Source organism: Roseovarius roseus (genome assembly GCF_043355935.2).
Taxonomy (GTDB): Bacteria; Pseudomonadota; Alphaproteobacteria; order Rhodobacterales; family Rhodobacteraceae; genus Roseovarius; species Roseovarius roseus.
Genome location: NZ_JBHFPE020000001.1, coordinates 315,392 through 341,311 on the forward strand (window position 1 = coordinate 315,392; position 25,920 = coordinate 341,311).

General features: G+C 64.8%; 28 protein-coding genes, 1 other RNA gene and 1 pseudogene. 16 read left to right on the plus strand and 14 right to left on the minus strand.

Annotated features, from left to right (window positions below; all coding sequences use genetic code 11):
• Positions 1-86: 86 nt before the first annotated feature.
• The gene (locus ACEWPL_RS01665; protein ID WP_393934908.1) at positions 87-1,121 is read right to left on the minus strand and encodes a pseudouridine synthase; all 1,035 of its coding nucleotides are present in this window, start codon (positions 1,119-1,121) and stop codon (positions 87-89) included.
• Between the two features lie 75 nt (positions 1,122-1,196).
• Here ACEWPL_RS01665 and ACEWPL_RS01670 point away from each other — a divergent pair, with 75 nt between their 5' ends.
• Positions 1,197-1,649, plus strand: a complete 453-nt coding sequence (locus ACEWPL_RS01670; RefSeq protein ID WP_393934907.1) for a nucleoside deaminase — start codon at positions 1,197-1,199, stop codon at positions 1,647-1,649.
• Between the two features lie 13 nt (positions 1,650-1,662).
• Here ACEWPL_RS01670 and ACEWPL_RS01675 read toward each other — a convergent pair whose 3' ends face one another.
• Together ACEWPL_RS01675 and ACEWPL_RS01680 are read right to left on the minus strand one after the other, a co-directional pair.
• Positions 1,663-3,297 carry an acyl-CoA synthetase gene (locus ACEWPL_RS01675; protein WP_393934906.1) on the minus strand — a complete coding sequence of 545 codons (1,635 nt, stop codon included), beginning with the start codon at positions 3,295-3,297 and terminating at the stop codon, positions 1,663-1,665.
• Positions 3,298-3,548: 251 nt separating this feature from the next.
• A complete protein-coding gene (locus tag ACEWPL_RS01680; protein ID WP_393934905.1) occupies positions 3,549-4,241 on the minus strand; it encodes a metal-dependent hydrolase in 693 nt (230 codons plus the stop codon).
• A 151-nt stretch (positions 4,242-4,392) separates the two neighbouring features.
• Here ACEWPL_RS01680 and gatC point away from each other — a divergent pair, with 151 nt between their 5' ends.
• The 6 genes from gatC (at position 4,393) to rpmG (ending at position 8,471) form a co-directional block, all read left to right on the plus strand.
• A complete protein-coding gene (gene gatC, locus ACEWPL_RS01685; protein WP_393934904.1) occupies positions 4,393-4,680 on the plus strand; it encodes an Asp-tRNA(Asn)/Glu-tRNA(Gln) amidotransferase subunit GatC in 288 nt (95 codons plus the stop codon).
• Positions 4,680-6,167: an Asp-tRNA(Asn)/Glu-tRNA(Gln) amidotransferase subunit GatA gene (gene gatA, locus ACEWPL_RS01690; protein WP_393935384.1), complete on the plus strand. Its 1,488-nt coding sequence runs from the start codon at positions 4,680-4,682 to the stop codon at positions 6,165-6,167. Before gatC ends, gatA begins: the two co-directional genes overlap by 1 nt.
• Positions 6,168-6,226: 59 nt before the next feature.
• On the plus strand, positions 6,227-6,946 hold the full coding sequence (locus ACEWPL_RS01695; protein ID WP_393934903.1) for a hypothetical protein: 720 nt from the start codon (positions 6,227-6,229) through the stop codon (positions 6,944-6,946).
• Positions 6,907-7,662 carry an N-acetylmuramoyl-L-alanine amidase gene (locus ACEWPL_RS01700; protein ID WP_393934902.1) on the plus strand — a complete coding sequence of 252 codons (756 nt, stop codon included), beginning with the start codon at positions 6,907-6,909 and terminating at the stop codon, positions 7,660-7,662. Before ACEWPL_RS01695 ends, ACEWPL_RS01700 begins: the two co-directional genes overlap by 40 nt.
• A gap of 11 nt (positions 7,663-7,673) precedes the next feature.
• Positions 7,674-8,085: RNase P RNA component class A (gene rnpB / locus ACEWPL_RS01705), an RNA gene on the plus strand.
• Between the two features lie 218 nt (positions 8,086-8,303).
• Entirely contained in the window at positions 8,304-8,471 is a 168-nt protein-coding gene (gene rpmG, locus ACEWPL_RS01710) for a 50S ribosomal protein L33 (RefSeq protein ID WP_007204264.1), read from the plus strand.
• A gap of 88 nt (positions 8,472-8,559) precedes the next feature.
• Here the strand turns inward: rpmG and ACEWPL_RS01715 are convergent.
• The 3 genes and pseudogenes from ACEWPL_RS01715 to ACEWPL_RS01725 all read right to left on the minus strand — a co-directional run bounded on the left by ACEWPL_RS01715 (position 8,560) and on the right by ACEWPL_RS01725 (position 10,271).
• Positions 8,560-9,099: pseudogene (locus tag ACEWPL_RS01715) on the minus strand (AAA family ATPase).
• An 87-nt stretch (positions 9,100-9,186) separates the two neighbouring features.
• Positions 9,187-9,906 (minus strand): Bax inhibitor-1/YccA family protein, encoded by a 720-nt coding sequence (locus ACEWPL_RS01720; RefSeq protein WP_393934901.1) that lies wholly within the window; start codon positions 9,904-9,906, stop codon positions 9,187-9,189.
• A gap of 152 nt (positions 9,907-10,058) precedes the next feature.
• Positions 10,059-10,271 carry a YjiS-like domain-containing protein gene (locus ACEWPL_RS01725; protein WP_393934900.1) on the minus strand — a complete coding sequence of 71 codons (213 nt, stop codon included), beginning with the start codon at positions 10,269-10,271 and terminating at the stop codon, positions 10,059-10,061.
• 123 nt (positions 10,272-10,394) lie between these two features.
• On the opposite strand from ACEWPL_RS01725, the gene ACEWPL_RS01730 reads away from it, so the two are divergent.
• The gene (locus ACEWPL_RS01730; RefSeq protein ID WP_393934899.1) at positions 10,395-11,264 is read left to right on the plus strand and encodes a LysR family transcriptional regulator; all 870 of its coding nucleotides are present in this window, start codon (positions 10,395-10,397) and stop codon (positions 11,262-11,264) included.
• Positions 11,265-11,268: 4 nt separating this feature from the next.
• On the opposite strand, the gene ACEWPL_RS01735 is transcribed toward ACEWPL_RS01730, so the two are convergent.
• Positions 11,269-12,231 (minus strand): NADPH:quinone oxidoreductase family protein, encoded by a 963-nt coding sequence (locus ACEWPL_RS01735; protein ID WP_393935382.1) that lies wholly within the window; start codon positions 12,229-12,231, stop codon positions 11,269-11,271.
• A gap of 314 nt (positions 12,232-12,545) precedes the next feature.
• On the opposite strand from ACEWPL_RS01735, the gene ACEWPL_RS01740 reads away from it, so the two are divergent.
• The 3 genes from ACEWPL_RS01740 to ACEWPL_RS01750 all read left to right on the plus strand — a co-directional run bounded on the left by ACEWPL_RS01740 (position 12,546) and on the right by ACEWPL_RS01750 (position 14,392).
• Positions 12,546-12,935, plus strand: coding sequence for a helix-turn-helix domain-containing protein (locus ACEWPL_RS01740; protein ID WP_393934898.1), 390 nt, complete (start codon positions 12,546-12,548; stop codon positions 12,933-12,935).
• Positions 12,936-13,021: 86 nt separating this feature from the next.
• On the plus strand, positions 13,022-13,840 hold the full coding sequence (locus ACEWPL_RS01745; RefSeq protein WP_393934897.1) for an inositol monophosphatase family protein: 819 nt from the start codon (positions 13,022-13,024) through the stop codon (positions 13,838-13,840).
• Positions 13,841-13,948: 108 nt separating this feature from the next.
• Positions 13,949-14,392, plus strand: a complete 444-nt coding sequence (locus tag ACEWPL_RS01750; protein WP_393934896.1) for a CAP domain-containing protein — start codon at positions 13,949-13,951, stop codon at positions 14,390-14,392.
• A 29-nt stretch (positions 14,393-14,421) separates the two neighbouring features.
• On the opposite strand, the gene ACEWPL_RS01755 is transcribed toward ACEWPL_RS01750, so the two are convergent.
• A complete protein-coding gene (locus ACEWPL_RS01755; protein WP_393934895.1) occupies positions 14,422-14,670 on the minus strand; it encodes a hypothetical protein in 249 nt (82 codons plus the stop codon).
• 167 nt (positions 14,671-14,837) lie between these two features.
• Between ACEWPL_RS01755 and mgtE the strand changes: the two genes are divergently transcribed.
• A complete protein-coding gene (gene mgtE, locus ACEWPL_RS01760) occupies positions 14,838-16,238 on the plus strand; it encodes a magnesium transporter (RefSeq protein ID WP_393934894.1) in 1,401 nt (466 codons plus the stop codon).
• A complete protein-coding gene (locus tag ACEWPL_RS01765; RefSeq protein ID WP_393934893.1) occupies positions 16,235-16,798 on the plus strand; it encodes a 5-formyltetrahydrofolate cyclo-ligase in 564 nt (187 codons plus the stop codon). Before mgtE ends, ACEWPL_RS01765 begins: the two co-directional genes overlap by 4 nt.
• A gap of 86 nt (positions 16,799-16,884) precedes the next feature.
• Here the strand turns inward: ACEWPL_RS01765 and ACEWPL_RS01770 are convergent, their stop codons facing one another.
• From ACEWPL_RS01770 to ACEWPL_RS01785, 4 genes are all read right to left on the minus strand, one after another.
• Complete coding sequence (locus tag ACEWPL_RS01770; RefSeq protein ID WP_393934892.1) at positions 16,885-18,069, minus strand: vWA domain-containing protein; 1,185 nt, start codon at positions 18,067-18,069, stop codon at positions 16,885-16,887.
• A 10-nt stretch (positions 18,070-18,079) separates the two neighbouring features.
• The gene (locus tag ACEWPL_RS01775) at positions 18,080-18,247 is read right to left on the minus strand and encodes a hypothetical protein (protein ID WP_393934891.1); all 168 of its coding nucleotides are present in this window, start codon (positions 18,245-18,247) and stop codon (positions 18,080-18,082) included.
• A 13-nt stretch (positions 18,248-18,260) separates the two neighbouring features.
• The gene (locus ACEWPL_RS01780; RefSeq protein WP_393934890.1) at positions 18,261-19,616 is read right to left on the minus strand and encodes a DUF2927 domain-containing protein; all 1,356 of its coding nucleotides are present in this window, start codon (positions 19,614-19,616) and stop codon (positions 18,261-18,263) included.
• Positions 19,617-19,806: 190 nt separating this feature from the next.
• On the minus strand, positions 19,807-20,646 hold the full coding sequence (locus tag ACEWPL_RS01785) for an AAA family ATPase (RefSeq protein ID WP_393934889.1): 840 nt from the start codon (positions 20,644-20,646) through the stop codon (positions 19,807-19,809).
• Positions 20,647-20,789: 143 nt separating this feature from the next.
• Between ACEWPL_RS01785 and dksA the strand changes: the two genes are divergently transcribed.
• Entirely contained in the window at positions 20,790-21,263 is a 474-nt protein-coding gene (gene dksA / locus ACEWPL_RS01790; RefSeq protein ID WP_393934888.1) for an RNA polymerase-binding protein DksA, read from the plus strand.
• A 71-nt stretch (positions 21,264-21,334) separates the two neighbouring features.
• Positions 21,335-22,483: an FAD-dependent monooxygenase gene (locus ACEWPL_RS01795; RefSeq protein ID WP_393934887.1), complete on the plus strand. Its 1,149-nt coding sequence runs from the start codon at positions 21,335-21,337 to the stop codon at positions 22,481-22,483.
• On the opposite strand, the gene ACEWPL_RS01800 is transcribed toward ACEWPL_RS01795, so the two are convergent.
• Positions 22,470-22,883, minus strand: coding sequence for a Fur family transcriptional regulator (locus tag ACEWPL_RS01800; protein ID WP_393934886.1), 414 nt, complete (start codon positions 22,881-22,883; stop codon positions 22,470-22,472). The genes ACEWPL_RS01795 and ACEWPL_RS01800 overlap by 14 nt on opposite strands.
• Before the next feature lie 374 nt (positions 22,884-23,257).
• On the opposite strand from ACEWPL_RS01800, the gene ACEWPL_RS01805 reads away from it, so the two are divergent.
• On the plus strand, positions 23,258-24,553 hold the full coding sequence (locus ACEWPL_RS01805) for a DEAD/DEAH box helicase (protein WP_393934885.1): 1,296 nt from the start codon (positions 23,258-23,260) through the stop codon (positions 24,551-24,553).
• A 105-nt stretch (positions 24,554-24,658) separates the two neighbouring features.
• Here the strand turns inward: ACEWPL_RS01805 and ACEWPL_RS01810 are convergent, their stop codons facing one another.
• Positions 24,659-25,909, minus strand: a complete 1,251-nt coding sequence (locus tag ACEWPL_RS01810; protein ID WP_393934884.1) for a cation:proton antiporter — start codon at positions 25,907-25,909, stop codon at positions 24,659-24,661.
• Between the last annotated feature and the right edge of the window lie 11 nt (positions 25,910-25,920).

Genomic DNA, 25,920 nt, shown 5'->3' on the forward strand with positions numbered 1-25,920 from the left:
GGCAGGGGGAGGGCGATGAGGTGAAATCGCCCTCTTCTGGCTGGCTTGGCGCCGCGCGGCGCTGGGCAAGTGGATGTAGCCCGGTGTCAGTCCTGATTGCGCCGGCGCGGGCCGCCGGGGGCCGGCTTGCGTGGGGCGCTGCTGCGGGTGCCCTTGGCGCCGGGGCCGGGTTTGCCGCCGGGTTTCGCGCCGGGCCTGCCCTTCGGGGCTTCGCCAGTGCGCGCGCCGGGTTTCGGCCCGGTTTTGTGCGCCGGCTTGCCGCCCGGTTTGCCCGCGGCCCGGCCACCGCGCGTCACCTCGGGCTTTACCGGGCCGGGCTTGCCAGCCAGCGAGGTCAGCTTGCGGCGTGGCCGGGCCTTGGGCTCGGCGGCCTCCAGATCTTCATCCGGGTCCATCCCCAACTGATCGCGCAGAACGCGGGGGCGGATTTCCTCGACCGCGCCGGAGGCCAGCTGGCCCAGTTGGAAGGGGCCATAGCTTACCCGGATCAGGCGGTTGACGGTCAGGCCCACGGCCTCCATCGCGCGGCGCACCTCGCGGTTGCGGCCCTCGCGGATGGCGACGGTGGCCCAGGCATTGGCGCCCTGCTGGCGGTCCAGCGTGACGGCCATCGGCTGAAACCGCTCGCCGTCGATCACCAGACCCTCGCGCAGGGGTGCGAAGGTGGCATCGGTCGGGCGGCCATTGACGCGCACACGATATTTGCGAAGCCAGCCCGTGCTCGGCAGTTCCAGCTTGCGCTTGATCCCGCCATCATTGGTCAAAAGCAGCAGCCCCTCGGAGGTGATGTCGAGCCGTCCCACGGTCATCACGCGCGGCAGATCCTCGGGCAGCTCATCGAAAATGGTCCGGCGGCCCTGCTCGTCGCTGTTGGTGGTCACGAGGCCGACCGGCTTGTGATAGAGCCAGACGCGTGCAGGCTCGGGTGCGGCCAGCGGCTTGCCATTGACGGTGATGCGGTCGCGGGCGGTCACATTGAGGGCGGGGCTATCGATGACCTTGCCATTGACGGTGACGCAGCCGGTCTCGATCAAGCGCTCGGCCTCGCGGCGGCTGGCAACGCCGGCGCGGGCGATGACCTTGGCGATCCGGTCGCCGGGAATGGGGGTGTCTGTGCTCATGGCGCGGGAATAGCGCAAAGGCAGCCTTCGCGAAAGCGCCTATCGCGCGGCGGCAAGGAATGGCAAAAGGGCGGCATGAGCTTTGCCAGTCATATGGAGACGGCCTTGACCGAGGCCCGCGCCGCCGCGCAGCGCGGCGAGGTGCCCGTGGGCGCCGTCCTGCTGGATGCGTCGGGCGCCGTCGTGGCGCGGGCCGGGAACCGCACCCGCGAGCTGAACGATCCCACCGCCCATGCCGAGATCCTGGCGATCCGCGCCGCCTGCGCCGCCGCCGGGTCCGAGCGGTTGGCGGGCCATACGCTCTACGTCACGCTCGAGCCGTGCGCGATGTGCGCCGCCGCCATCGCCGCCGCGCGGCTCAAGGCAGTCTGCTTTGGCGCGTCCGATCCCAAATCGGGCGGTGTGCTACACGGCGCGCGCGTCTTCTCGCATCCACAGGCGCATCATGTGCCCGAGATCTATGACGGCATCTCCGAGGCCGAATGCCAGCGCCTTCTGACCGAGTTCTTCGCCGTGCGTCGCGGCTGAACCCCGCGAAGGGTCAGGTCATCTCGCCCCGAACCCGGTCGCGTAGCACGAATTTCTGGATCTTGCCGGTCGAGGTCCGCGGAATGTCCGTAAAGACGAACCGGCCGGGCACCTTGTAGTGCGCAAGGTGATCGCGGCACCATGCGCGCAGGGCCTCGGCCTCCACTTCCTGACCCGCGGCAAGCTCGATAAAGGCGCAGGGCGTCTCGCCCCATTTCTCATGCGGCATGGCCACAACGGCGGCCACGCTGACCGCCGGGTGGCGATAGAGCGCTTCCTCCACCTCGATCGAGGATACATTCTCGCCGCCCGAAATGATGATGTCCTTGGACCTGTCTTTCAGCTGGATGTAGCCATCGGGATGCACCACCCCCAGATCGCCCGAGTGGAACCAGCCGCCCTCGAACGCACGCTGCGTAGATTTCGGATTGCGGAAATAGCCCTTCATCACGACATTGCCGCGAAACATCACCTCGCCCATCGTGGCGCCATCGCGGGGGACGGGGGTCATGGTGTCGGGATCCATGACATCCAACTGCTCAAGCGGCAGATAGCGCACGCCCTGGCGGGATTTGAGCTTGGCCTGCTCTCCCGGCGCCAGCTGCGACCAATCCGCGTGCCATTCGTTGACGACCGAGGGCCCGTAGGTTTCCGTCAGCCCGTAAAGATGCGTGACGTCAAAGCCCGCCTCCTGCATCCGCGCCAGAACCGTCTCGGGCGGCGGCGCGGCGGCGGTAAAAAACTGCACCGTGCGGTCCAGCTGGCGCCGCACGCCCTCAGGCGCCTCGATCAGCAGGGACATGACGATGGGCGCGCCGCACAGATGGGTTACACCCTCGGAGGCCAGCGCGTTCCAGATCGGCTCGGCCCGGACTTGCCGCAGGCAGACATGGGTGCCGATGATGGCGGACATGGTCCAGGGAAAACACCAGCCATTGCAGTGAAACATCGGCAGGGTCCAGAGGTAGACCGCGTGCTTTGGCATCGAGGTGATCAGCGCATTGCCCTGGGCCAGCAGATAGGCGCCGCGATGATGCGAGACCACGCCCTTGGCGTCGCCCGTGGTGCCGGACGTGTAGTTGATCGAAATCGCGTCCCACTCATCCTCGGGCATGAGCCAGGCGAACTCGGGATCGCCTTGCGCGACGAACGTTTCATAGTCCACCGCCTCGGTCGGGTGCGCGAAGCCATCAAATTCGGGATCGTCATACTGGATCAGCAGCGGGCGCACGTCGCAAAGCTTCAGCGCCTCCTCCATGAGGGGCATGAATTCGCGGTCGACGATCACCACGCGCGCCATGGCATGATCCAGCTGAAACGCGATGATCGCAGCATCCAGCCGCGTGTTGATCGAATGCAGGACCCCGCCGCACATCGGCACGCCATAATGGCACTCCAGCATCGCGGGCGTGTTTGCCAGCATGGCAGAAACGGTGTGGCCCCGCCCGATGCCCTCGGCCGCCAGCGCCGAGGCCAGCTGCCTTGAGCGCGCGTAGAACTCGGCATAGCTGCGTCGCAATGGACCGTGCACCATGGCCGTGTGATCGGGAAAGACCTGCGCCGCCCGGTCCAGAAAGGTCAGCGGCGTCAGCGGCTGATAATTCGCCGGATTTCGCTCCAGCCCCGCGTCATATGGATTGGGCGTCATCAGCTCACGCATCCTGATCACAGGGCAGGGTATGGGGTGTCTTCACTTGGGTTTCTCCTCGTCCAAAGCGCTCTCCCTCTGCCGCAGCTCAGCGGCGCGCGCCCTTCGGAACAGTCATAGCGCACCCAGCTCAGGACCGTGAAGAGTTTCGCGACATTCCTCATCCCGCAAGCGGCGGGCGGCACGGCAAACCGGGGCCGGCAGAGATCCGGCCCCCGCTTCATCGTGGTGAAAATCCTCAAATCCCGCTGTTAAAGGTCGATCGTCTTCATCACTTCCGGCTCGATCACGTCGACGCCGGGCAGCGCTTCCACCAGCGCCTCGGCCGATTGCTCGAGCACGTCGAAGGTGCGGTAATGGCAGGGGATGACCGTCTTGAAGTCAAAGAACGTCTTGGCGGCATAGGCGGCGCGGCGCATGTCCATGGTGAAATGTCCGCCCGCGCAGAGGATGCCGATCTCGGGCTGGTGCAGATCCTGAAACACCTTCATGTCGGCCATCACGTCCGTGTCGCCGCTGACATAGATTGTGCGCCCCTCGGCCTCGATCATGTAGCCACATTCGCTGCCCGGCACGTTGGGGCCGTCTTTGCCGGGAAAGCTGCTGGAATGCGTGGCGTGCACCATCGTCACGCGCACGCCGCCCAGATCGACCGTGCCGCCCTTGTTGAACCCGGTGGTTTCGATCCCTTCATGCTCGGCCCAGTGATTCATCAGATCGAACTGGCCGACAACCGGCACCTTCAGCTTGCGGGCAAGGTCCAGCGTATCGCTGGCATGGTCGAAATGCGCGTGGGTCAGCAGGATGTGCGTCGCGCCCTCGGTGGCCTCGCCGTGTTTCTCTTCGGGCAGCATCGGGTTGCCGTTCAGCCACGGGTCGATCAGCAGGGTCTGTCCGCCCCATTCGATGCGAAACGAGCTGTGTCCAAGCCAGATGATCTTCATAATGTTCTCCTCATATGTGCTGCCATCACGCTAGCACAGCGCAGGCTGTGCGCCAGCGGTTCCCTTGGCGGAGCTTGCACTGGGACCGGGGCGGCGGTAAACGCAGGCAAAGCGCCCAGAGCCCAAGTTCAGACACCGAAGGATCGCCCAAATGTCCATCGACACCACCACCGCCGCCCGCGTGGCCAAACTGGCGCGGATCCGCGTCGAAGAGGATGCGCTGCCCGCGCTCGCGGATGAGTTCAACACCATCCTCGGCTTCATCGAGCAGCTGAACGAAGTGGATGTGGAAGGCGTCGAGCCGATGGTGTCGGTCACGCCCATGCGCCTGCCGCGCCGTGCCGACGAGGTGACGGATGGCAACCAGCAGCAAAAGATCCTGTCGAATGCGCCCGATGCGCGCGAAGGCTTCTTTGCCGTGCCGAAGGTGGTGGAATGATGACCGATCTGAACACGCTGACCATTGCCGATGCCCGCGATGCCCTGCGCAAGGGCGAGGTGACCAGCGCCGAGCTGACCGAGGCCTGCCTCGGTGCGATCGAGGGCGCCAGCACGCTCAATGCCTTTGTGCATAACACTCCCGACATCGCGCGCGAGATGGCCACGGCTGCCGACGCGCGCCTCAAGGGCGGCGACGCGCCCGCGCTTTGCGGTATCCCGCTGGGGATCAAGGATCTGTTCTGCACCAAGGGCGTGGCCAGTCAGGCTGGCAGCGGCATTCTCAACGGCTTTACCCCCGAATACGAATCGACCGTCACGCAGAACCTCTGGGATGCGGGCGCGGTCATGCTGGGCAAGCTCAACATGGACGAATTCGCCATGGGCTCGTCCAACGAGACCAGTGTTTATGGCGGTGCCGTGAACCCTTGGCGGCGCGGCAATGACGAGGCGCAGCTGACGCCGGGCGGCTCTTCCGGCGGCTCGGCCAGCGCGGTGGCGGCGGATCTCTGCCTTGGCGCGACGGGCACCGATACCGGCGGCTCGATCCGCCAGCCGGCCGCCTTTACCGGCATCACGGGGATCAAGCCCACTTACGGGCGCTGCTCGCGCTGGGGCGTTGTCGCCTTCGCCTCCAGCCTCGATCAGGCGGGGCCGATGACCAAGACGGTGCGGGATAGCGCCATCATGCTGGAGGCGATGTGCAGCCATGACCCGAAGGACAGCACCAGCGCCGACCTGCCCGTGCCCGATTTCGAGGCAATGCTGACCGGCGATATCAAGGGCAAGGTGATCGGTATCCCCCGCGAATACCACATGGACGGCATGCCCGCCGAGATTGAAAAGTTGTGGGAAAACGGGCGCGCCATGTTGAAGGATGCAGGCGCCGAACTGCGCGATATTTCGCTGCCGCATACCAAATACGCGCTGCCCACCTATTACGTGATCGCGCCCGCCGAGGCGTCGTCGAACCTCGCGCGTTATGACGGGGTGCGCTATGGTCACCGGGCCAAGCTGGCACCGGGTGATGGCATCACTGAAATGTATGAAAAAACTCGCGCCGAAGGTTTCGGCGCCGAGGTGCAGCGCCGCGTCATGGTGGGCACCTACGTGCTCTCGGCAGGCTTCTACGACGCCTATTACAACCGCGCCCGCAAGGTGCGCACGCTGATCAAACGCGACTTCGAGCAGGTGTTCGACGCAGGTGTCGATGCCATCCTCACGCCCGCCACCCCCAGCGCGGCGTTCGGCCTTGGCGAAATGGCAAGCGCGGACCCCGTACAGATGTATCTCAACGATGTTTTCACCGTCACGGTGAACCTTGCCGGCCTGCCGGGCGTTTGTGTCCCAGCCGGGCAGAACTCCCAAGGGCTGCCGCTGGGGCTCCAGCTGATCGGGCGCCCGTGGGAGGAAGGTGATCTGCTGAATTGCGCCTATGCGCTCGAGCAGGCCGCCGGATTTGTGGCCAAGCCCGGCAAATGGTGGTAATCCCCGGCGGATACTGATCGGCCAGGCTGGACGAGGCAAAGTTTGACATGCGATTTCTAATGACAAGTGCGGCCCTAGTGGCGCTAGCCGCTTGCGGCACGTCCATTCCCGATAGCGGGCCGGACATGGGGGCAGGCGTCGGTTTCGGAAACTATGCCGAGTATCAGGCGCGGCAGGATGCGCAGCTTGCGGGCGAAGCGTTGCCGGCGCCTGCGGCGGTCTCCTCGGCGCCGTTGGATGCAACGGGCAACGTCGGGGCGGGAAGTGAAGCAGATGACATCGCGGCCCAGACGCGCGCGGCCCTAGGCACCGGCTCGGCGGATGCGTCCGCCGGCTCGGCCATCGATGCCGCGCCGGGCAATCCCGCGCCGCCGATCACCAATAGCAACGGTATCTCCGTCGAGAACAATTTCGACGCTGTCAGTGCGCGCCGCTCGATCGAGGATGATGCCGCACGTGTCGCCGCGCAGCGCCAGCAATATCAGGTGGCGGCTGTGGAGTCGTTGCCCAGCCGCTCGGGCGGCGAGGGGCCCAATATCGTGGCTTATGCACTCAGCACCGATCACGCGCCGGGCACGCAGCTCTATCGCCGGGGCGGGCTGAACAAAGAGGCCAAGTTCGAGCGCGCCTGCGCCGGGTATTCCGGCCCCGATCTGGCGCAGATCGACTTCCTGTCGCGCGGCGGGCCCGAGCGGGACCGCCTTGGCCTTGATCCCGATGGCGACGGGTATGCCTGCTCATGGGATCCGCGGCCGTTCCGCAGGGCTGCTGGCAACTGATCCGCCCCGTGACGGGTACCGAAGCACAGGGCGCGGAGGCCATATGGCAGCCATCGCCTAATTACGGTGCCCGCAGGGATGGGCTTACCCCCGACATTCTGCTGATTCACTTTACCAACATGGCCAGCGCCGAGGCGGCGGTGGCGCGGCTCTGCGATCCGGCGGCCGAGGTTTCGGCCCATTACGTCATCGCAGAGGATGGTCGCCTGTGGCAACTCGTCGACGAGGCCGAGCGCGCCTGGCACGCAGGGCAGGGCAGTTGGGATGGGCGCGGCGACGTCAATTCCCGCTCGATCGGGATCGAGCTGGCCAATCGCGGTATCCATCCCTTTCCCGAGCCCCAGATGCGCGTGCTGGAGCGCCTGATGCATGGCATCATGGCGCGCTGGCATATCCGTCCAGAGCGGGTCATCGGCCATTCGGACATCGCCCCCGACCGCAAGGACGACCCCGGCCCTCACTTCGACTGGCAGCGGCTGGCCCTGCAGGGGCTGGCGGTTTGGCCCGAGGCAGGCGGCCCCGCGCCATTGGAGGCGTTTCGCAGCCTCGCGCGGCAGGTGGGGTACGGAGGCGAATATAGCGATGCGGATCTGCTGACCGCCCTGCGCCTGCGCTGGCGTCCCGGGGCGCAGGGGCCGCTGTCCGAAGGCGATATGGCGATCCTCGCGGATATCGCCGCGCGCTTTGGCGTTGACCGGGGCGGCACGGGCGCTTAGGTGCCAAGTGCGCGGAGGGCTGGATGGCCGCTTTGACGGGTTTTGGCCTGTTGGGGAGGAAAGTCCGGACTCCACAAGGCAACGGTGCCGGGTAATACCCGGCCGGGGTAACCCGAGGGAAAGCGCCACAGAAAAGAAACCGCGTCCGTCTGACGGGCGTAAGGGTGAAACGGTGGGGTAAGAGCCCACCGCGGGGCTGGCAACAGCGCCGGCACGGCAAGCCCCACCGGGAGCAATGCCAAATAGGGACCGCGCGCGGGGCAGGTCGGGTTCGCTCGATACCGCCCGCAGGCACGTCTTGGCCCGGCGGTCCGGGTTGGCAGCCAAAGGGGCGGTGGCAACACCGTCTTTAGATGAATGGTCATCCAGGGGCGGGCTACGGCCCGCTCTGGACAGAATCCGGCTTACAGGCCCTCCGCGCGTTTCGGGCTTTGCCCGATTGGATTGTCTTGAAAAGGTCGGTCGTGCCCTCGTTTCATGCGGCGGCGCATGGTGCGGGCCGGGTATGGGTATTTGGCTCAAGAAAAAACCGGGGGTGCGGCGCCTATCTGCCCTTATGCGGTTGACTCGGGGCGCGGTGTGGGTAAAAGGCAGGAAATTGAATTACCGGCAGCGGCGCTGCCCGGCGCAGGAGATGACAAATGGCGAAGCCGACCACAATCAAGATCCGCCTGAATTCGACCGCGGGCACGGGCCACTTCTATGTGACCAAGAAGAACGCCCGCACGATGACGGAAAAGATGGCGATCAAGAAATACGACCCCGTCGTGCGCAAGCATGTCGAGTACAAGGAAGGCAAGATCAAGTAACGATCTGTCATGACTTTTGAGGTCTGAGAAGCCGCGCTGGTTCAGCGCGGTTTTTTTCGTTCCGAAGCGAGGATATCGCGTGCCAGCCTTATGCTGGCAGGTGGCGCATCACGAAATCCGCACGGTCCTGTATGGGCGCGAGGGGCAACGTGATGAGCGTATAGCCGAGGCTCTTGTAGGTGCGCTTCATCTCGCGACTGGTGGCCTTGGCCTCTGCTGCGTCCGGCCTTCTTTGCGCATCTTGAGTGAATATCTGGTCCCAGTAGGGTGCAAGAAACACCGCAGGCTCGTAACGGAATGACTGAGCCGCGCGCAGGGCATGATCTGGTAAAGGCAGGCCGCAGAGGGCGAGATAACCCAAAACGTCCGGCACTCCGCGATCCATTAGTACGGGGCCGGTGCCGCATGACGCCTCGTGATGGGAACGCATGTCTCAGCTGAGCATGAGGTCTGCGAAGGCTGTCCGATCTGCTCAGGGCAGGGCGGATCCGCCGATGGCACTCTGATCCCGGATGATTGCGCGGCCTGCCTCGGGCATGGTGCGTAGCCCGCGCGCGCCGAGTGCCGCGATCAGGCTGGTTTTTTCGGAACCGGGACCGCCGGTAATGACGAAAAAACGTGCGGACATCGGTTGTCCTCGACTTCAAATGGTAAAGGAAACGCAAAAGGCCGACCCGAAGGTCGGCCTTGTTCCTTTTGTCATGTCCGGCGCGGGTTACTCACGGTTGCCCATCAGCTGCAGCAAGAACATGAACATGTTGATGAAGTCGAGATAGAGGCGCAGGGCACCCATAATCGCCGACTTGCCCAGCCATTCGCTATCACCGTGATGCGCGTGGGCCAGATACTCGTTCTTGATCGACTGCGTGTCATAGGCCGTGAGACCCGCGAAGATCAGAACACCGATGATCGAGATCGCGAACATGATCGCCGGAGAGGCGAGGAAGATGTTGATGATCGACGCCACGATCAGGCCGATCACGCCCATGATCAGGAAGCTGCCCCAACCCGAGATGTCCTTCTTGGTGGTGTAACCCCAGAGGGACAGACCGGCGAAGGCGATCGAGGTGGTCAGGAAGACCTGAGCGATCGAGAAATCGGTGAAGACGATGAAGATATAGCTGATCGACACGCCCATGACGGCCGCGAAGGCGTAAAAGAACAGCTGAGCGGCGGCTGCCGACAGTTTGTTGATCACCGCGCCGAAGGCGAAAACCATGATGAGCGGCGCAAACATGACGACCCAGCGGGTGATGCCGGTGAACAGCGTCTCCATCATGTAGGCGTTGTTGCCCACGGCCCAAGCCGTCAGGAAGGTCAGCAGCATGCCCACGGACATCGTGCCGTAGACCTTGTTCATATGGGCGCGAAGACCCTCGTCGATCGCGGCTGTGCGGGTTCCGCCCGCGGTCCGGATCGTATTGTATTCAGCCATTTAAGCCTCCGTGTTGCATAAGCTGGACCCCTGTCTGGGGCTTTGCAGACAATATCGGGGGCCGGGGGCGTATTTTCAAGGTTTTTCGGTCAGGGATTTGCACATGCCGCCGCGCGGATTGCCGCAGCGACATATGCCGATCCGGGCGCACCTCAGCAGCCGCGGCGCGCGCGCCATACCTGCGGGATGTCCCAGAACGCGCGCCGTGCCTCGCGACGGGCTTCGGCGGGGGTGAGGCCGATATCCGAAAGCGCGGCGTCATCCAGCGCAGCCAGCGCGCGGCGCGAGCGGTAGAGCGCGATCAGCGAGCCAAGGCGTAAAGGGCGAAGGGCGGCGGCGCGGCGGGATTGAACGAGCGTGGTCATGATGTGTATCCTTTCAATATGTGATATGTTGACGGAAATACATTTCGTCTGTTGATGTATGGTAGAGAGTGATCAATATTGAAAATGAATGTTTATGGAGAAATGCATCATGGATGGTGATGGATGAGAAATCTCGACATGACGACGCTGCGCTCCTTCGTGGCGGTGGCCGATCAGGGCGGCGTGACGCGGGCGGCGCAGATATTGAACCTCACGCAATCCGCCGTCTCGATGCAGCTCAAACGGCTGGAGGATCTCTTGGGCCTCGGCCTGCTGGATCGCAGTGGCCGGCGCATCGCGCTGACCCCCGCGGGCGAGCAGATGCTGGGCTATGCGCGCCGCCTTGTCGCGCTGAATGACGAGGTGGTGGGGCGCCTCACCGATCAGGTCTGGGAGGGCGAAATCACCTTCGGCGTGCCGCATGATATCATCCACCCGGTGATTCCCCGCGTTCTCAAGCAGTTCAATGCCGCCTTCCCGCGGGTGCGGGTCCATCTCAGCTCGCTTTATTCCAGCCTGCTGATGGAATCGCATGGCAAGGGCGAGATCGACCTGATCCTGACGACCGAGACGGTGCTGGGCCCGGGCGGCGAGACGCTGAGCGAGGTGCCGTTGCGGTTCTACGGCGCCCAGGGCGGCTCCGCGTGGAAGCAGCGCCCACTGCGTATCGCGACCTGCCGCAACTGCCTCTTTCGCCCCAAGGCGATCCGCCTGCTGGAAGAGGCCGGTATCGACTGGGAAAGCGCGATCGATTCGGACTCCGACGGCGCGATCGAGGCGACCATCAGCGCCGATCTGGCCGTGACCGCCATGCTGGAAGGCACCGCGCCCCATCTGCTGGAGGCGGTGCCGCAGGCGGCCGGGCTGCCGGATCTGGGGATGCAGAAGATCAACATATATGGCGGGGCAACGCCGCGGACCGAGTTGGTGACGCAACTGGCTGCGGTGGTGCGTCAGGGCTTTGGCGCGACCCTGCTGGCGGCGGCCTCATGAGCGGTCACGCCATCCGGATCACCACCTTGCCCGTGGATTTGCGCGCGCGCAGCAGCTCCAGCGCCTCGGCCGCGCGGTCCAGCGGGTAGAGGTGATGCGCCTGCGGGGCAATTCGGCCCTCCGCAGTCCAGTCCAGCAACTCGTTCAGCGACGCGGTCAGGATTTCTGGCGCGAATTTCAGGTAGCCGCCCCAGTAGAGCCCCATGACCGTCAGGTTCTTGACCAATAGGTGGTTGGCCGGGATCTGGGGCACGTTGCCGCTGGCGAATCCGATTGTGAGGATGCGTGCCTCGGGGCGGCAGGCGCGAAAGGCGGCGGTGAACTGATCGCCGCCGACAGGGTCATAGACCACATCGACACCGCCCAGATCCTTGGCTTTGGCGCGGATGTCATCCGTTTCGCTGTCGATAAGGTGATGCGCCCCAGCGGCGCGGGCGGCGTCCAGCTTGTCCGCGCCGCGGGCGCAGGCAATGACGCGCGCGCCCATCGCGGCGCCGATCTCGACCGCGGTCAGGCCCACACCACCTGCCGCACCCAGCACCAGCAGCGTCTCGCCCCGGGTCAGCTTTGCACGATGCGCCAGCGCCAGATGCGAGGTACCATAAGCGATCTGAAACGCGGCGGCGGCCTCATGCGTCATGGCATCGGGCAGCACCACGGCCCGCGCGGCGTCAAAGCAGCCATATTCGGCCAGGCCGCCCTGACCGCCATAGACCGCCACGCGCGTGCCGGGGGCCGGGCCCGATACCCCATCCCCAAGCGCCTCCACCACGCCCGAAACCTCAAGGCCTAGGGTGAAGGGCAGATCCGGCGTGTCCTGATAACGTCCGCTCATCATCAGAAGGTCGGCGAAGTTGAGACCGCATGCATGGATACGGACGCCGATCTGGCCGGGGCCGGGACGCGGCAGCGCGCAGGTCTCGAGCGCCGGCGGCGTGTCATGCGAGGTGACACGAAAGGCGCGCATGGTCATGGCGAGTATCCTTTGATCAGGCAGGGCGGAAATCACGGTACACTCGGGCACGCGCATCACGGGCGTAGCGGAGATCGCGCGGTTCTGTCAATTTGTGCACGAGTTGGAGACAGTAGGATGCTACCGCTTAAATTGATTAAATTTTGATCAAACATCTTCACGCGTATAAAATTTCTTGTATCTTTGCGTCTTGATGTTAATCTTTCGCGGGTATCAAACGTTGTGTTTCTAGCGGGATGCAGCCACGCGAACCTGCTCATTCGATGTCCGGGCACGCGCTGGTCATCCACTTTTAAAGGATAGAAAAGATGCCTCATCCCGTAGATGTTCATGTGGGAAAACGGATTCGCCATCGCCGCTGGCTGGTCGGAATGACCCAGCAACAGCTGGCCGAAAGTGTTGGGATCAAGTTCCAGCAGATCCAGAAATACGAGACGGGCGCGAACCGCGTCAGCGCCTCGCGCCTCTGGGATATCGCAGCGTCAATGGACGTCAATGTCGCCTTCTTCTTTGAGGGCGTGGATGCCTCGCAGACCTCAGATGCCGATCAGGCCACGCCTCGCAATGGCCGCACCGGTCCGGCGGATCTTCTGGGCGACAAGGAAGCGCTGGATCTGGTGCGCTCCTATTACGCCATCCCCGAGAATCAGCGCCGCCGTCTCTTTGACCTGGCGCGCGTGCTCAGCGACGTCGCCTGACAGCGCTGACCTGTAGCAGGCAGAGCTTGTGACGCGCGGCCCTTGCGCCTATTGCTGCGGCAGTAAGGCGGGACAGGGGCGGCGCGATGCAAGACCAGCAGGTGAACAGCCAGATTATCAGCTCGGCCCATGCAGCCGCCGACGCGGCGAGGCGTGCCATCCTGCCCTATTTCCGCCTGCCCGATCTGGGCGCCGAGGACAAGTATCTGCCCGGCGCGCGCAGCGAGGGCGTGTATGACCCCGTGACCGCAGCCGATCGCGCCGCCGAGCGCGAGATGCGGCAGGTTCTGTCGCAACTTCGACCGGATGACGCGATCCTTGGCGAAGAATTCGGGCGAAGCGACGGGACCAGCGGGTTGACATGGGTGCTGGACCCGATTGACGGCACACGCGGTTTTCTTGCCGGCACGCCCACCTGGGGGGTCTTGATTGCCGCCTGTGACGCGGGCGGTCCTATCTACGGCCTGATCGATCAACCCTATATCGGTGAGCGGTTCGAGGGCGGCCTCGGCCGTGCCTCCATGACCGGCCCGATCGGACCGCGCGACCTGCGGACCCGGCCGGCGCGTCCCTTGTCGCAATCTACCGTGATGACCACATTCCCCGCTGTCGGCACGCCCGAAGAGGGCGCGGCCTTTGCCGATCTGGCGGCGGCGGCGCGTATGGTGCGCTATGGCTACGATTGCTATGCTTATGCCCTTCTGGCGATGGGCCAAGTGGATCTGGTGGTTGAGGCGGGGTTGAACCCTTACGATATTTGCGCGCCCATCGCGGTGATCGAGGCGGCGGGCGGGCTGGTGACCGACTGGCAAGGCGGGCCAGCGCAAGGCGGCGGCCGCGTGATCGCCGCCGCCAACAAGCAGCAGCATGCGGCGGCGCTCGAGATTCTCGGACGCGTGGCCTGATCGCAGCATTTGGCGTAAGTGGTGGGTGTGCGGCGACTCATCACTGGCGGGAATGCGCCGAGGGCGTTAACGTCTCCGCGAATTGCCCTTGCACCCGGAGCTGCCCCGATGCGCCAGATCCTAGCCGCCTGTATTGCCCTGACTGTGATTGTGCCACTGCCCGCACTCAGCGCCGAAAATGTAAGCGCCTCGGCCAAACCCGCTGTCGCGGACATTCGCGCGCGGAACGGGTTATCCGCGCTCGAGATCAGCCCGGCACTGGGGCGCGCCGCCGCGGCCCATGCGGATGACATGGCGGCCAACGGGTTTTTCAGCCATACCGGCTCCGACGGCTCCGGTATCGGCGACCGCGCCCATTCAGCCGGGTACGGCTATTGCTTCATCGCCGAGAATATCGCCAAGGGCCAAGGCAGCCTTTCGCAAGTGATCGAGGGCTGGATGGGCTCATCGGGCCATCGCCGCAATATCCTGAGCGAAGGCGCGCGCGAATTCGCGGTGGCGCGCGGCGCGGGCGATGTCTGGGTGATGGTGCTGGGCCGTCCCGGCTGCTGAAAGCACATCAAGAACGCCTGCCATCGCATTCAACCACCAAAGAATTTCGGCTTTAGCCGTAGGAGGGTCTCGCAGATCTGCGAGGTCAGGGTTTGCGCCAGTCCCAGGGCCTCCTGATGGGCGCCATACCCCTTGCGTACTGCGGCCTCAATGGTCGAGGACTGGACCAGCGCGGCGACAAGCTCGGGGTGGCGCGCGGCATAGCCTTTGCCGAACTGGGCGTCGATGGCCGCGACGGCATCGCCCAGATGGCGCACGGCGGCTGGGGTATCTGGCATGGGGTGTCTCTCCTATTTGGCCTTGTGATCTAGGGCATGGGGCGCGAGCGGCGAGGGGGGCGCAATCTTCTTTTCCGCCGCCGCCAGCCGCAGCACCGGATTGTTTTTCACGCGGCCCCCGTCTACACCTGCGCAAGGATATTGCGGCGATGCAGCGAGAGGGCCCCATGAGCGAGAATGATCACACACCCGATGCCCCTCTCGCCGAAGAGGATCGCAGCGATGACGCCTACGAGCTGGATCGCAACGCGGTGGCGCGGATCATTCACGCCGTCGACAATGACGACCGCGTCCAGCTGATCGAAGAGATGGAGCCGCTGCACCCGGCGGACATCGCCGACCTGCTGGAGCAGATCAGCGCCTTTGACCGGCGCCGGGTCATCGCCCTTTACGGCGACGAATTCGACGGCGACATCCTGTCGGAACTCGACGAATCGATCCGCGAGGAAGTGCTGGGTTATCTCAGTCCCGAGGTTCTGGCCGACGCCGTGCGCGAACTGGACAGCGACGACGTGGTCGATCTGGTCGAAGATCTGGAGGATCACCAGCAGAACGCCATTCTGGAGGTGCTGGAAGATAGCGACCGCATCGCGGTGCGCCAATCGCTGACCTATCCCGAATACTCTGCCGGCCGCCTGATGCAGCGCGAGGTCGTGATGGCCCCCGAGCATTGGAATGTGGGCGAAGCCATTGATTTCATGCGAAACCAGACGGATCTGCCCGAGCAGTTCTATCACATCATCCTCGTCGATCCCAAGCTGCATCCCGTGGGCAACGTGACGCTGGGCAAGCTGATGTCATCGCGGCGTGAGGTTATGCTGAGCAGCCTTGTCGAGGACACGTTTCATATCATTCCGGTGACCCAGGACGAGGGCGACGTGGCCTATGCGTTCAACCAGTATCACCTGATTTCGGCCCCCGTAGTGGACGAGAATGACCGCCTTGTCGGTGTCATCACCATCGACGACGCCATGGCCGTTCTGGACGAAGAGCACGAGGAAGACATCCTGCGCCTCGCCGGTGTGGGCGAGGGCGGGCTCAATGACAACTTCATCGACACGACGCGCCAGCGCTTCCCGTGGCTGGCGGTCAACCTCGTGACGGCGATCCTTGCGTCGCTGGTCATCGCGCAATTCGAGGCTACGATCTCGCAATTCGTGGCGCTTGCGGTTCTCATGCCGATCGTCGCCTCGATGGGCGGCAATGCGGGCACGCAGAGCCTGACCGTCTCGGTCCGGTCCATCGCCACGCGCGACCTTACCGGCTCGAACGTCTGGCGCGTCATTCGGCGCGAGGTGACGGTGGGCCTGATCAACGGGCTGATTTTTGCCGTGGTCATGGGCGTGATCGGCGTGATCTGGTTCGGCAGTCCTGCGCTTGGTTATGTGATCGGCGCGGCGATGGTAATCAACCTTGTGGTGGCCGGGCTGGCTGGAACGGGCATCCCGGTGCTTCTGGAAAAGGCGGGGGTCGATCCGGCGCTGGCCTCGGGCGCCTTCGTGACGACGGTCACGGATATCGTCGGCTTCCTCGCCTTTCTCGGCCTCGCCGCGCTGTTCCTTCTGTGAGCGATCTGGCCGCGATCAAGGAGGCCGCGCGGCGCGCTGCCTTTGCCCGGCGCCGCGCGGCCCATGCGGCGCGCGGCCCGGCCCCCGCAGGGCATCTGTCCGAGGTGCTGGCGGGCTATCGCGGCGTGCCGCTGGCCGGATACATGCCCATCCGCACCGAGATCGATCCGCTGCCGGCGATGGAAGAGGCGGCGGCGCATGGCCCCGTCGGCGTGCCGGTGATCACCGCCGCGGGCGCGCCGCTGGTCTTTTCACGCTGGACACCCGGCTGTGCGATGACAGACGGGCCCTTCGGCGCGCGCATCCCCGAGGTCGAGGCGCTGATCACGCCCCAGATCCTGATCGTGCCGCTGGTCGCGTTTGACCGCGCGGGCGGGCGGCTGGGCTACGGCGGCGGTTTCTACGACCGCACCTTGGAGCGGCTACGCGCGAACGGCGCGGCGTTGGCGATCGGGTATGCCTATGCCGCGCAAGAGGCCGAGACTTTGCCGCTGCAGGCGACGGATCAGCCGCTGGACATGATCGTGACCGAGGCCGAGATCATCGAGTTTTCGAGGTGATGCCCCCGGTCCGGGCAGCGCAGGAGTGCAGCCGTGGGAGCCTCCGGCGGGGATATTTCGAGCAAGAAGAATGGGCCGTTCGCGGCCTAGCGGGTCAGCGTGCGCATGCCGTGGTCCAGACCTTCCAGAGTCATCGGCACCATGCGCCCGTCGAAGATTTGACTGATCATCTGCGTCGACTGCGTGTATCGCCATTGCGCCTCGGGGACTGGGTTGATCCAGAGATTCGACGGCCATTGCGTGCGGGCGCGGGTGAGCCAGATCTCGCCTGATTCTGGGTTCCAGTGCTCGTTCGCGCCGCCGGGATAGGCGATCTCGTAAGGGGACATCGCCGCATCGCCGACAAAAATGCAGCGGTAGTCGGAGCCGTAGGTGTTGAGGATCTCCTGCGTCGGGATCTGCTCGCTCCAACGGCGGCGGTTGTCGCGCCAGACGCCCTCGTAAAGGCAATTGTGGAAGTAGAAATACTCCAGCTGGCGAAACTCGGCACGTGCGGCCGAGAAAAGCTCCTCGACCAGCTTGATATGTGGGTCCATCGAGCCGCCGACATCGAGAAAGAGTAGCACCTTCACGGCATTGCGCCGCTCGGGGCGGGTCTGGACGTCCAGATAGCCCTTCTGCGCGGTCGAGCGGATCGTACCCGAGAGATCAAGCTCGTCATGGGCGCCGTCGCGGGCCCATTGGCGCAGGCGTCGCAGGGCGATCTTGATGTTGCGCGTGCCTAGCTGCACGTCGCCGTCGAGATTGGCGAACTCGCGGCGGTCCCAGACCTTGACCGCGCGTTGGTGGCGCGACTTGTCCTGGCCGATGCGGATGCCCTCGGGGTTGTAACCATAGGCGCCGAAAGGCGAGGTGCCGGCCGTGCCGATCCACTTGCTGCCGCCCTGGTGGCGGCCCTCCTGCTCGGCGAGGCGCTGTTTCAGCGTCTCCATCAGTGCATCGAACCCGCCAAGCGCTTCGATCTCGGCGCGCTCCTCGGGGGTGAGGTGCTTCTCGGCCATCTTGCGCAGCCAGTTTTCGGGCAGGTCGACCGCGTTCAGAACGTCCTCGGCGCTGATCTGGCTGAGCCCGCCGAAGGCGGTGGAAAAGGCGCGGTCGAACCGGTCGATATGCCGCTCGTCCTTCACCATCGACGCGCGGGCGAGGTAGTAGAAGCCTTCGACATCATAGGTGACGAGGCCGGTCGAAACCCCTTCGAGAAAGGTCAGGTATTCGCGCAGCGATACCGGCAGGCCAGCCTCGCGAAGCGCGTCGAAGAACGGAAGGAACATCGCAGCCCCCTTAGAGGGCGGCGCGGTGAATGAAGATCGTCACGAATAGGGCGACCAGCGCAAAGACCAGCGCATAGACGAAGGCATATTGCAGGATATCGGCCATGCGCCCCTTGCGGCGCCGCGCGACCAGACTGCCTGCGATTGCGCCCACGATGGCCGCGATGATGACGATCATAACCTGTCCGTTCCTAGCCTTTGAGCGGGTTGAGCGCCGATACCTCGCGCAGTTTTGCACGCACGGCCCAATCCGCGCCGTATCCGTAACGCGCCCAGCCAAGGCTGTCCATACGCACCTGCCGCCCCTCCGAGACGCGCCCCGAAAGCTCGAGCGCCTCGGCGCGCATCATCATCAGCTGAGCAAGCAGGGCCGCGTTCTCGTGCCGCTCGGCAATGGCGATCTGCGGCATGAGGATGGCCAGCGCGTCGTCGCCGCGCCCCTGGGTGATGGCATAGGCCGCCAGCTGCGCGGAGGAATGGGCGCGGTGAAGCGCCATGTCCGGCGTGCGGCGGTAATAGGCGTCGGCGGTGGCAAACTGGGTCTGCGCATAGGCAGGATCGGTGCTTTGGGTGACGCGGCCGACGGCATAGTGGCTGAAGGCGCGGCGATGGTCGGTCAGGCCCGCCGTCTCGGCAATGCGCAGTGCCTTTTCGGCAGCGGCGCGGCGCTGATCATGCGTGGCGCCGGGGCCAAGCGCCGTCTGCATCGCGCGCATCCAGGCGCGCGGCGTGGCGGCGAGGGGGCGCGAGGCAATCCGCTCGCCGCCGGGGTTCAGCCGGGCGAGGATGGCGGGGATACGCGCGGCGACCTCGCGGCGGGGCATGCCCGAGCGCAGCTCGGGCGCGTAGAAGCTGCGCAGGATCAGCATGTCGAAACCGGTCAGGACGGTGTGCACGTTGTCGTCGTTGAAAACCGAATCGGGCAGGCGGTAGAGATCGTTCAGCGGCCCGAGCGCCTGAGACAGCTCCTCGTGGAGGCAATCGCGCACCTCCTGCGGGCTGGAATCGTTCGGCACGAACACGGCAATCTTGCGCCGGGTCTGAAGGTTGCTCCAGGCGGTCTGGCGGCTCCGCTTGGCCGTATCATACTCGGCCAGAGACGAGATGTTGGGGACAACGAAGCAGGCCGCCTGCGGTAGTGCGCGGCGGATATCCTCTTGGCTGACCGCCTCGATGGTAATGTTGGCGGGGCCCGAAACCTGCGTGATCGGGATGCCGGCCTCGCTGCGCAGTCGGAGCAGCAGGCGCGACAGGTCCGATTGTAGCGTTGGCGGCGGTGCGCCGGTGACCGCGACGGTGATCGGCCCCTCGAACCGGCTGAGCACCGCCAGATCCCGGCCAGATTCAAGGCGCAGCGCCAAGTCTATGAAGTCGCGTGCGATATCCGCGTTGGAGCGCGTCGGCGCACTGGGCTGCGGCAGGGGGAATATGTTGATCTCGGGCATCCCGCCCAGGTCGGGCGTGGCCGCGCGCGAGGCGACATCGCCTGACGTTCCGGGCGCGCAGGCCCCCAGCATCAGGCAGACAGGCAGGATCATCTGGCGCATGAACGTCCCCTTGGCCGGACTGGACGAAAACGCACCCCGGTGCCGATCGGGCACGGGGGCGCGAGGGCCGCCGTCCGCTGCGAGCCCAAGGGTAAACTCGGGCCCCATGATGTTCCGGCCAAGGTGCATTTGAGACAATTTTGCGGCACGCGGCGCGGACCCGCAATCGCAGACCGGGATCCGCCGCGCCTCATCCGCCGCGCCGCGCCATGAAGGCGAGACGCTCGAACAAATGCACGTCCTGCTCGTTCTTCAGCAGCGCGCCATGCAGCCGGGGCAGGGCATCCGCGCCATTGCGCTTGAGATCCTCGGGCGTCAGATCCTCGGCCAGAAGCAGCTTGAGCCAGTCCAGCACTTCGGAGGTCGACGGCTTCTTCTTGAGGCCTTGCTGATCGCGGATTTCGTAGAACTGCGTCAAGGCGGTGGTCAGCAGCGCATCCTTGATGCCGGGATGATGCACCTCGACAATCCGGCGCATCGTCTCCATGTCGGGAAAGCGGATGTAGTGGAAAAAGCAGCGGCGCAGGAACGCGTCGGGCAATTCCTTTTCGTTGTTCGATGTGATGATGACGATGGGGCGATGCTTGGCCCGGATCGTCTCGCCCGTCTCGTAGACGTGAAATTCCATCTGATCGAGTTCCTGCAACAGATCGTTCGGAAACTCGATATCCGCCTTGTCGATTTCGTCGATCAAAAGCACGACGCGCTCTCCGGCGGCAAACGCCTGCCACAGCTTACCTGGGCGGATGTAATTGGTGATATCATGGACGCGCGCATCGCCCAGCTGGCTGTCGCGCAGGCGCGAGACGGCGTCATACTCGTAAAGGCCCTGATGCGCGCGGGTGGTCGATTTGACGTTCCATTCGATCATCGGCAGACCAAGCGCCGAGGCCACTTGCCGCGCAAGCTCGGTCTTGCCGGTGCCGGGCTCGCCCTTGACCAGCAGGGGCCGCTCTAGCGCGACAGCGGCATTGACCGCCACCGTCAGGTCATCGGTGGCGACATAACTGTCGGTTCCTTCGAATTTCATAATGCTTTCAAACCTTTTCGCGGCAGAGTTCACTGGGATCGAGGCAGACCATAGCTTGAGGGTCCCTTTCGTTCAATGCGGTCCGAATTCGTGTAGTGACAAGAGCCGCCGCTTGCAGTAAACGCAGGCCGAGGGGGAGCCAGATGACACAGCATCCTGACGCCTTGGACCTTGAAAATAAAGAGGATCAACGCTTGAAAGCCGAAGTTTTCCTGCCCGACGATTACCGGCCCGTCGAAGACGAGCCCTTCATGAATGAGCGCCAGCAAGAATATTTCCGTCGCAAGTTGATGGATTGGCGCGAGGATCTGCTGGCCGGCAGTCGTGACACGATCGAGGCGCTTCAGGACGGCACCCGTGCCATCCCCGACGTCGCCGACCGCGCCAGTGAAGAGACGGATCGCGCACTTGAGTTGCGCACCCGCGACCGCCAGCGCAAGCTGGTCGCCAAGATCGACCAAGCGCTGCGCCGCCTTGACGAGGGTGAGTTCGGCTATTGCCAGATGACCGGCGATCCGATCAGCCTCAAGCGGCTGGACGCGCGTCCCATCGCCACCATGACCCTTGAGGCGCAAGAGCGTCACGAGCGACGCGAGAAAGTGCACCGCGACGATTGATCGCTGGGCAGACGCGAGAAATTTTAGACGCCGGGGCTTTCGCTCCGGCGTTTTTCGTATGATCTAAGGGCATGGATATGCAGGGCCTCACCATCGCAATCATCGGCGCGGGCATCGGCGGGCTGGCCGCCGCCCGGGCCTGCGCTTTGCGCGGCGCGCGCGTGACGGTGCATGAGCAGGCGGGCGAGATTGCCGAGGTCGGTGCGGGTCTGCAGACATCGCCCAACGGCTTCGCCGTTCTGCGTGCACTCGGATTGGGCGACGCGGTGCGCGCCGCCGGGGTGCAGGGCAATGCAGTCGCGCTGCATGACTATCGGCGCGGGCAGGTGGTGCGGCTGGATCTGACGCAGCTGGCCTCGCGCGACTACTGGTTCCTGCACCGCGCGGATCTGATCGACATTCTGCACAAGGGCGCATTGGATGTAGGCGTGCAGATTGCCCTGGGCGCGCGTATCACGGACCCCGCCGCGCTGGACGCCGATCTGGTGATCGGTGCAGATGGGCTGCATTCGGTGGTGCGCCGCGCGCTGAACGGCACGCTCGCGCCGTTTTTCACCCGGCAGGTCGCGTGGCGCGCGGTGGTGCCGCATGATGGCAGCCGAGCGCATGAGGCGCGCGTGCATATGGCGCCGCACCGGCATCTGGTCAGCTACCCGCTGCGCGGCAGCACGCTGCTGAACCTTGTCGCCATCGAGGAGCGTGCAGGCTGGTCCGAGGAAAGCTGGAGCGCGGCGGGTGATCCGGACGATCTGCGCGCGCGCTTTTCGGATTTCGGCGCCGATGCGCAGGCCATGCTGTCCAAGGTGCAGAGCGTGGGGAAATGGGGCCTCTTTCGTCACCCTGTCGCGCCGGTCTGGGGGCAGGGGCGGCTCACCATCCTTGGCGATGCGGCGCATCCGACCCTCCCCTTCATGGCGCAGGGCGCGTCCCTCGCGCTGGAGGATGCTTGGGTGCTGGCCGCGTCCCTCAATGACGCGCCGGACCTGCCCGCCGCGCTTACCGCCTATCAGGCGGCCCGGCAGGACAGGGCGCGCCGTGTGGTCGAGGCGGCAAATGGGAATGCCTGGAAGTATCATTTGAGTTTCAAGCCACTACGCGCCACAGCTCATCTATCACTTAAACTTGGTGGTGCGCTTGCGCCGCGCCGCATGATGGACCAGTTCGACTGGATCTATGGCCATGACGTGACCGGCGGCGCGCCGCCGGTCAGCGCTTCTTGAGCGGGCGGCCGTAGAGTTCCATCTTGTGGCCCTTCAGCTTGTAGCCGAGGCGGGCTGCGATCTTTTCCTGCAGGCGCTCGATCTCAGGGTCGAAGAATTCGATGACATCGCCGGTCTCGAGGTCGATCAGGTGGTCGTGATGGCCCCGCTCGGCATCTTCATAGCGCGCGCGACCATCGCCGAATTCCAGCTTGTCCAGAATGCCGCTTTCCTCGAACAGCTTGACGGTGCGGTAGACCGTCGCGATGGAGATTTTAGGGTCGCGCGCCGAGGCACGGGCGTAAAGCTCGTCGACATCGGGGTGGTCATCGGCCTCCTCAAGAACGGCGGCGATGATGCGCCTCTGGCCGGTCATGCGCAGGCCGCGCGCCTCGCAGCGATCGGTAATGGTGTCGGTCATGGGGCTATCCGCGTGGCTCTCGTGACCCCTTTGTTAGCGCGCGGCGGTTCGGATTTCCACCGCTCATGGCCTCGCCCGCGTGGCAAAGGTTGACTTTCGCGCACGCCGCGTCCATCTACCCCCTAACGACATTTCCTGCCGCGTGAGCAGCCGGGCCGCCCAGATGGCCGCCCCCAGTTACAGAAATGCCGCGAGAATGATCCCAATATCACGCGTGGGGCCAGCCGCCGGATCGGCGCAACGGGCAATTCCGCCTGTGCGTCAGGGCCTTGGCGGAACCACCGCAGGGGGCAGGCATGATGCCGCCCCGACGCACGGGCCTTTTGCGCCTGGAAAACGGCATGGGGCAGTCCCATGTCCGAAAGGATAAGATTTTGAACCTATTCGAAGAAATGGGCCTTCCGCCCGTATTGGTCCGCAAGCTGGGCAATATGGGCATCACCGAGCCCACGCCCATTCAGACCCACGCGATTCCCTATGCGCTGGACGGCAATGACGTCATGGGCCTCGCCCAGACGGGCACGGGCAAGACGGCGGCCTTTGGCCTGCCGCTGATCGCGCAGATGATGGAAAACGACGAGCGGCCGAAGCCGCGCACCGCGACCAGCCTGATCCTTGCGCCGACGCGCGAGCTGGCGAACCAGATCCGCGAGACCCTTCTGCCGCTGGTCAAGGACACGCCGATGAAGATCAACGTGGTCGTCGGCGGCTCGTCCATCAACCCGCAGATCGCGCGTCTGGAAAAGGGCACGCATATCCTGGTGGCGACGCCGGGCCGTCTGCTGGACCTCATCGACCGTCGTGCCATCCGCCTCGACGCTACACGCTTTCTGGTGCTGGACGAGGCGGACCAGATGCTGGACATGGGTTTCATCCATGATCTGCGCAAGATTGCGGCTCTACTGGCGAAAGAGCGTCAGACGATGCTCTTTTCCGCCACCATGCCCAAGCAGATGGAAGAGATCGCCGGCAGCTACCTGACCCACCCCAAGAAGGTGCAGGTCAGCCCTCCGGGCAAGGCCGCCGACAAGGTGACGCAGGCCGTGCATTTTATCGCCAAGGCGGAAAAGCCCAACCTGCTGGTCGAGCTTCTGGCCAAGCACAAGGGCGAATTGGCGCTGGTCTTTGGCCGCACCAAGCACGGCTCGGACAAGCTGGCGCGCAAGCTGGAAAGCGCGGGCTTTTCCGTTGCCGCGATCCACGGCAACAAGAGCCAGGGCCAGCGTGAGCGTGCTTTGAAGGCATTTCGCGACGGTCAGGTCAAAGTGCTGGTGGCGACGGATGTCGCCGCGCGCGGCCTCGACATCCCGGACGTCAAGCATGTCTACAACTTCGATCTGCCCAATGTGCCGGAGAATTACGTTCACCGCATCGGCCGCACGGCCCGCGCGGGCAAGGATGGCGCGGCCATCGCCTTCTGCGCGCCGGACGAGATGGGCGAGCTGAAGGATATCCAGAAGGTCATGGGCCTTTCGATCCCCGTGGCTTCTGGCCGCGCATGGGAAGAGCTGCCCGATCCCAAGGCCAAGCCGAACCGTGGCGGTGGCAATGGGGCTGGTCGCCGCCGTGGCGGCGGCGGCAAGCCGGGCGGCGGAGGCGGCGGTGCCGCATCCAAGCCCCGGCGTCGTCGTGGCGGCGGTGGTGGCGGCGCCCGCAGCAACGCGGCCTGATCACTCAGTTGAAGACACTTGCAATCGCCGCCCCGGCGGCGGTTGCATGGTTGATGGAGCCCAAGGCTCGGAAGCTGTGTGCTGACCCGCGCGGTCAGCTTGCGCCTACAGCAAATCGGGCTGCCGCGTCACCTTGCGCGCCAGCGGGGCCACCGTCAGCCCCTGCACGATGATCGAAAAGACGACGACCATGTAGGTCGCGGTCAGGATCAGCGGGCTCCATTCGCTGGTGGGCAGGCTGAGAGCCAGCGCGACCGAGATGCCGCCTTTCAGACCGCCCCATGTCATGATGCGGACCACCCCGCTATCAAAGCTGCGGAACGGTTTGAGCGTGTAGACCGGCACGGCCACGGCGATGAGCCGCCCGAGCAGTGCGATACCGATCGCGCCGGCGCCGGCCAGCAGGTAATCGGCGCCGAAGGCCACGGCGAATACCTCGAACCCGATCATCAGGAAGAGGACGGCGTTGAGGATCTCGTCGATCAGCTTCCAGAAGGCATCGACATAGCGGCGCGTCTCGTCGCTCATCCCGTGTTTTGCGCCAACATCCCCGATTAGAAGACCCGCGCAGACCGCCATGATCGGCGCAGATACCTCCAGATAAACGGCCAGTTCATAGCCTCCGAAGGCAAGGCCCAGTGTCAGCAGCACTTCGAGCGAGTAGTCGTCGATCAGGCGCATCACGCGAAAGACAAGCCAGCCCAGAACGATGCCCAGAACCGCGCCGCCGAGCGCCTCGCGCAGGAAGAGTGTGGCCGCCCCGGCGACGCCCCCGCCGCCATGATGGTCGCCCGATGGAAAGGCAATCCCGACCAGGACCAGGAAAACGACGTAGCCCACCCCATCATTGAAGAGCGACTCGCCTGCGATCTGCGTCTCGAGCGAGCGGGGCAGCTCCGCCTCGCGCAGCACGCCCAGAACGGCAACCGGATCGGTGGGCGAGACCAGCGCACCAAAGACCAGCGCGATGATGATGGGCATCCCTGTCATCCAGCTAAAAGCGGCGCCGATCACCACGGTGCTGAGGCCGACCCCGATCGTCGCCATCAGCACGACAGGCAGCCATTGCGCCCGCAGGTCGGATGTCTTGACATGCAGCGCCCCCGCAAACAGCAGAAGACCCAGCATCCCTTCCAGCAGCGCGTCCGAGAAATCGATGCCAGTCACGATCCTCCGTGAGGCGTCTGCAATGCCCAGATCCGGGGCCAGGGCGTCGACGCCCAGAAGCGCGAAGGATGCGGCCAGCGCGACGACCATGATGCCGATCGACGAGGGCAGCCTGAGGAACAGATAGTTGATCGCGCCGAACGCGCCGGCAAGGACGATCAGGGCCGAGGTGATTTGCAGGATGGTCATGGCGTGCCTCC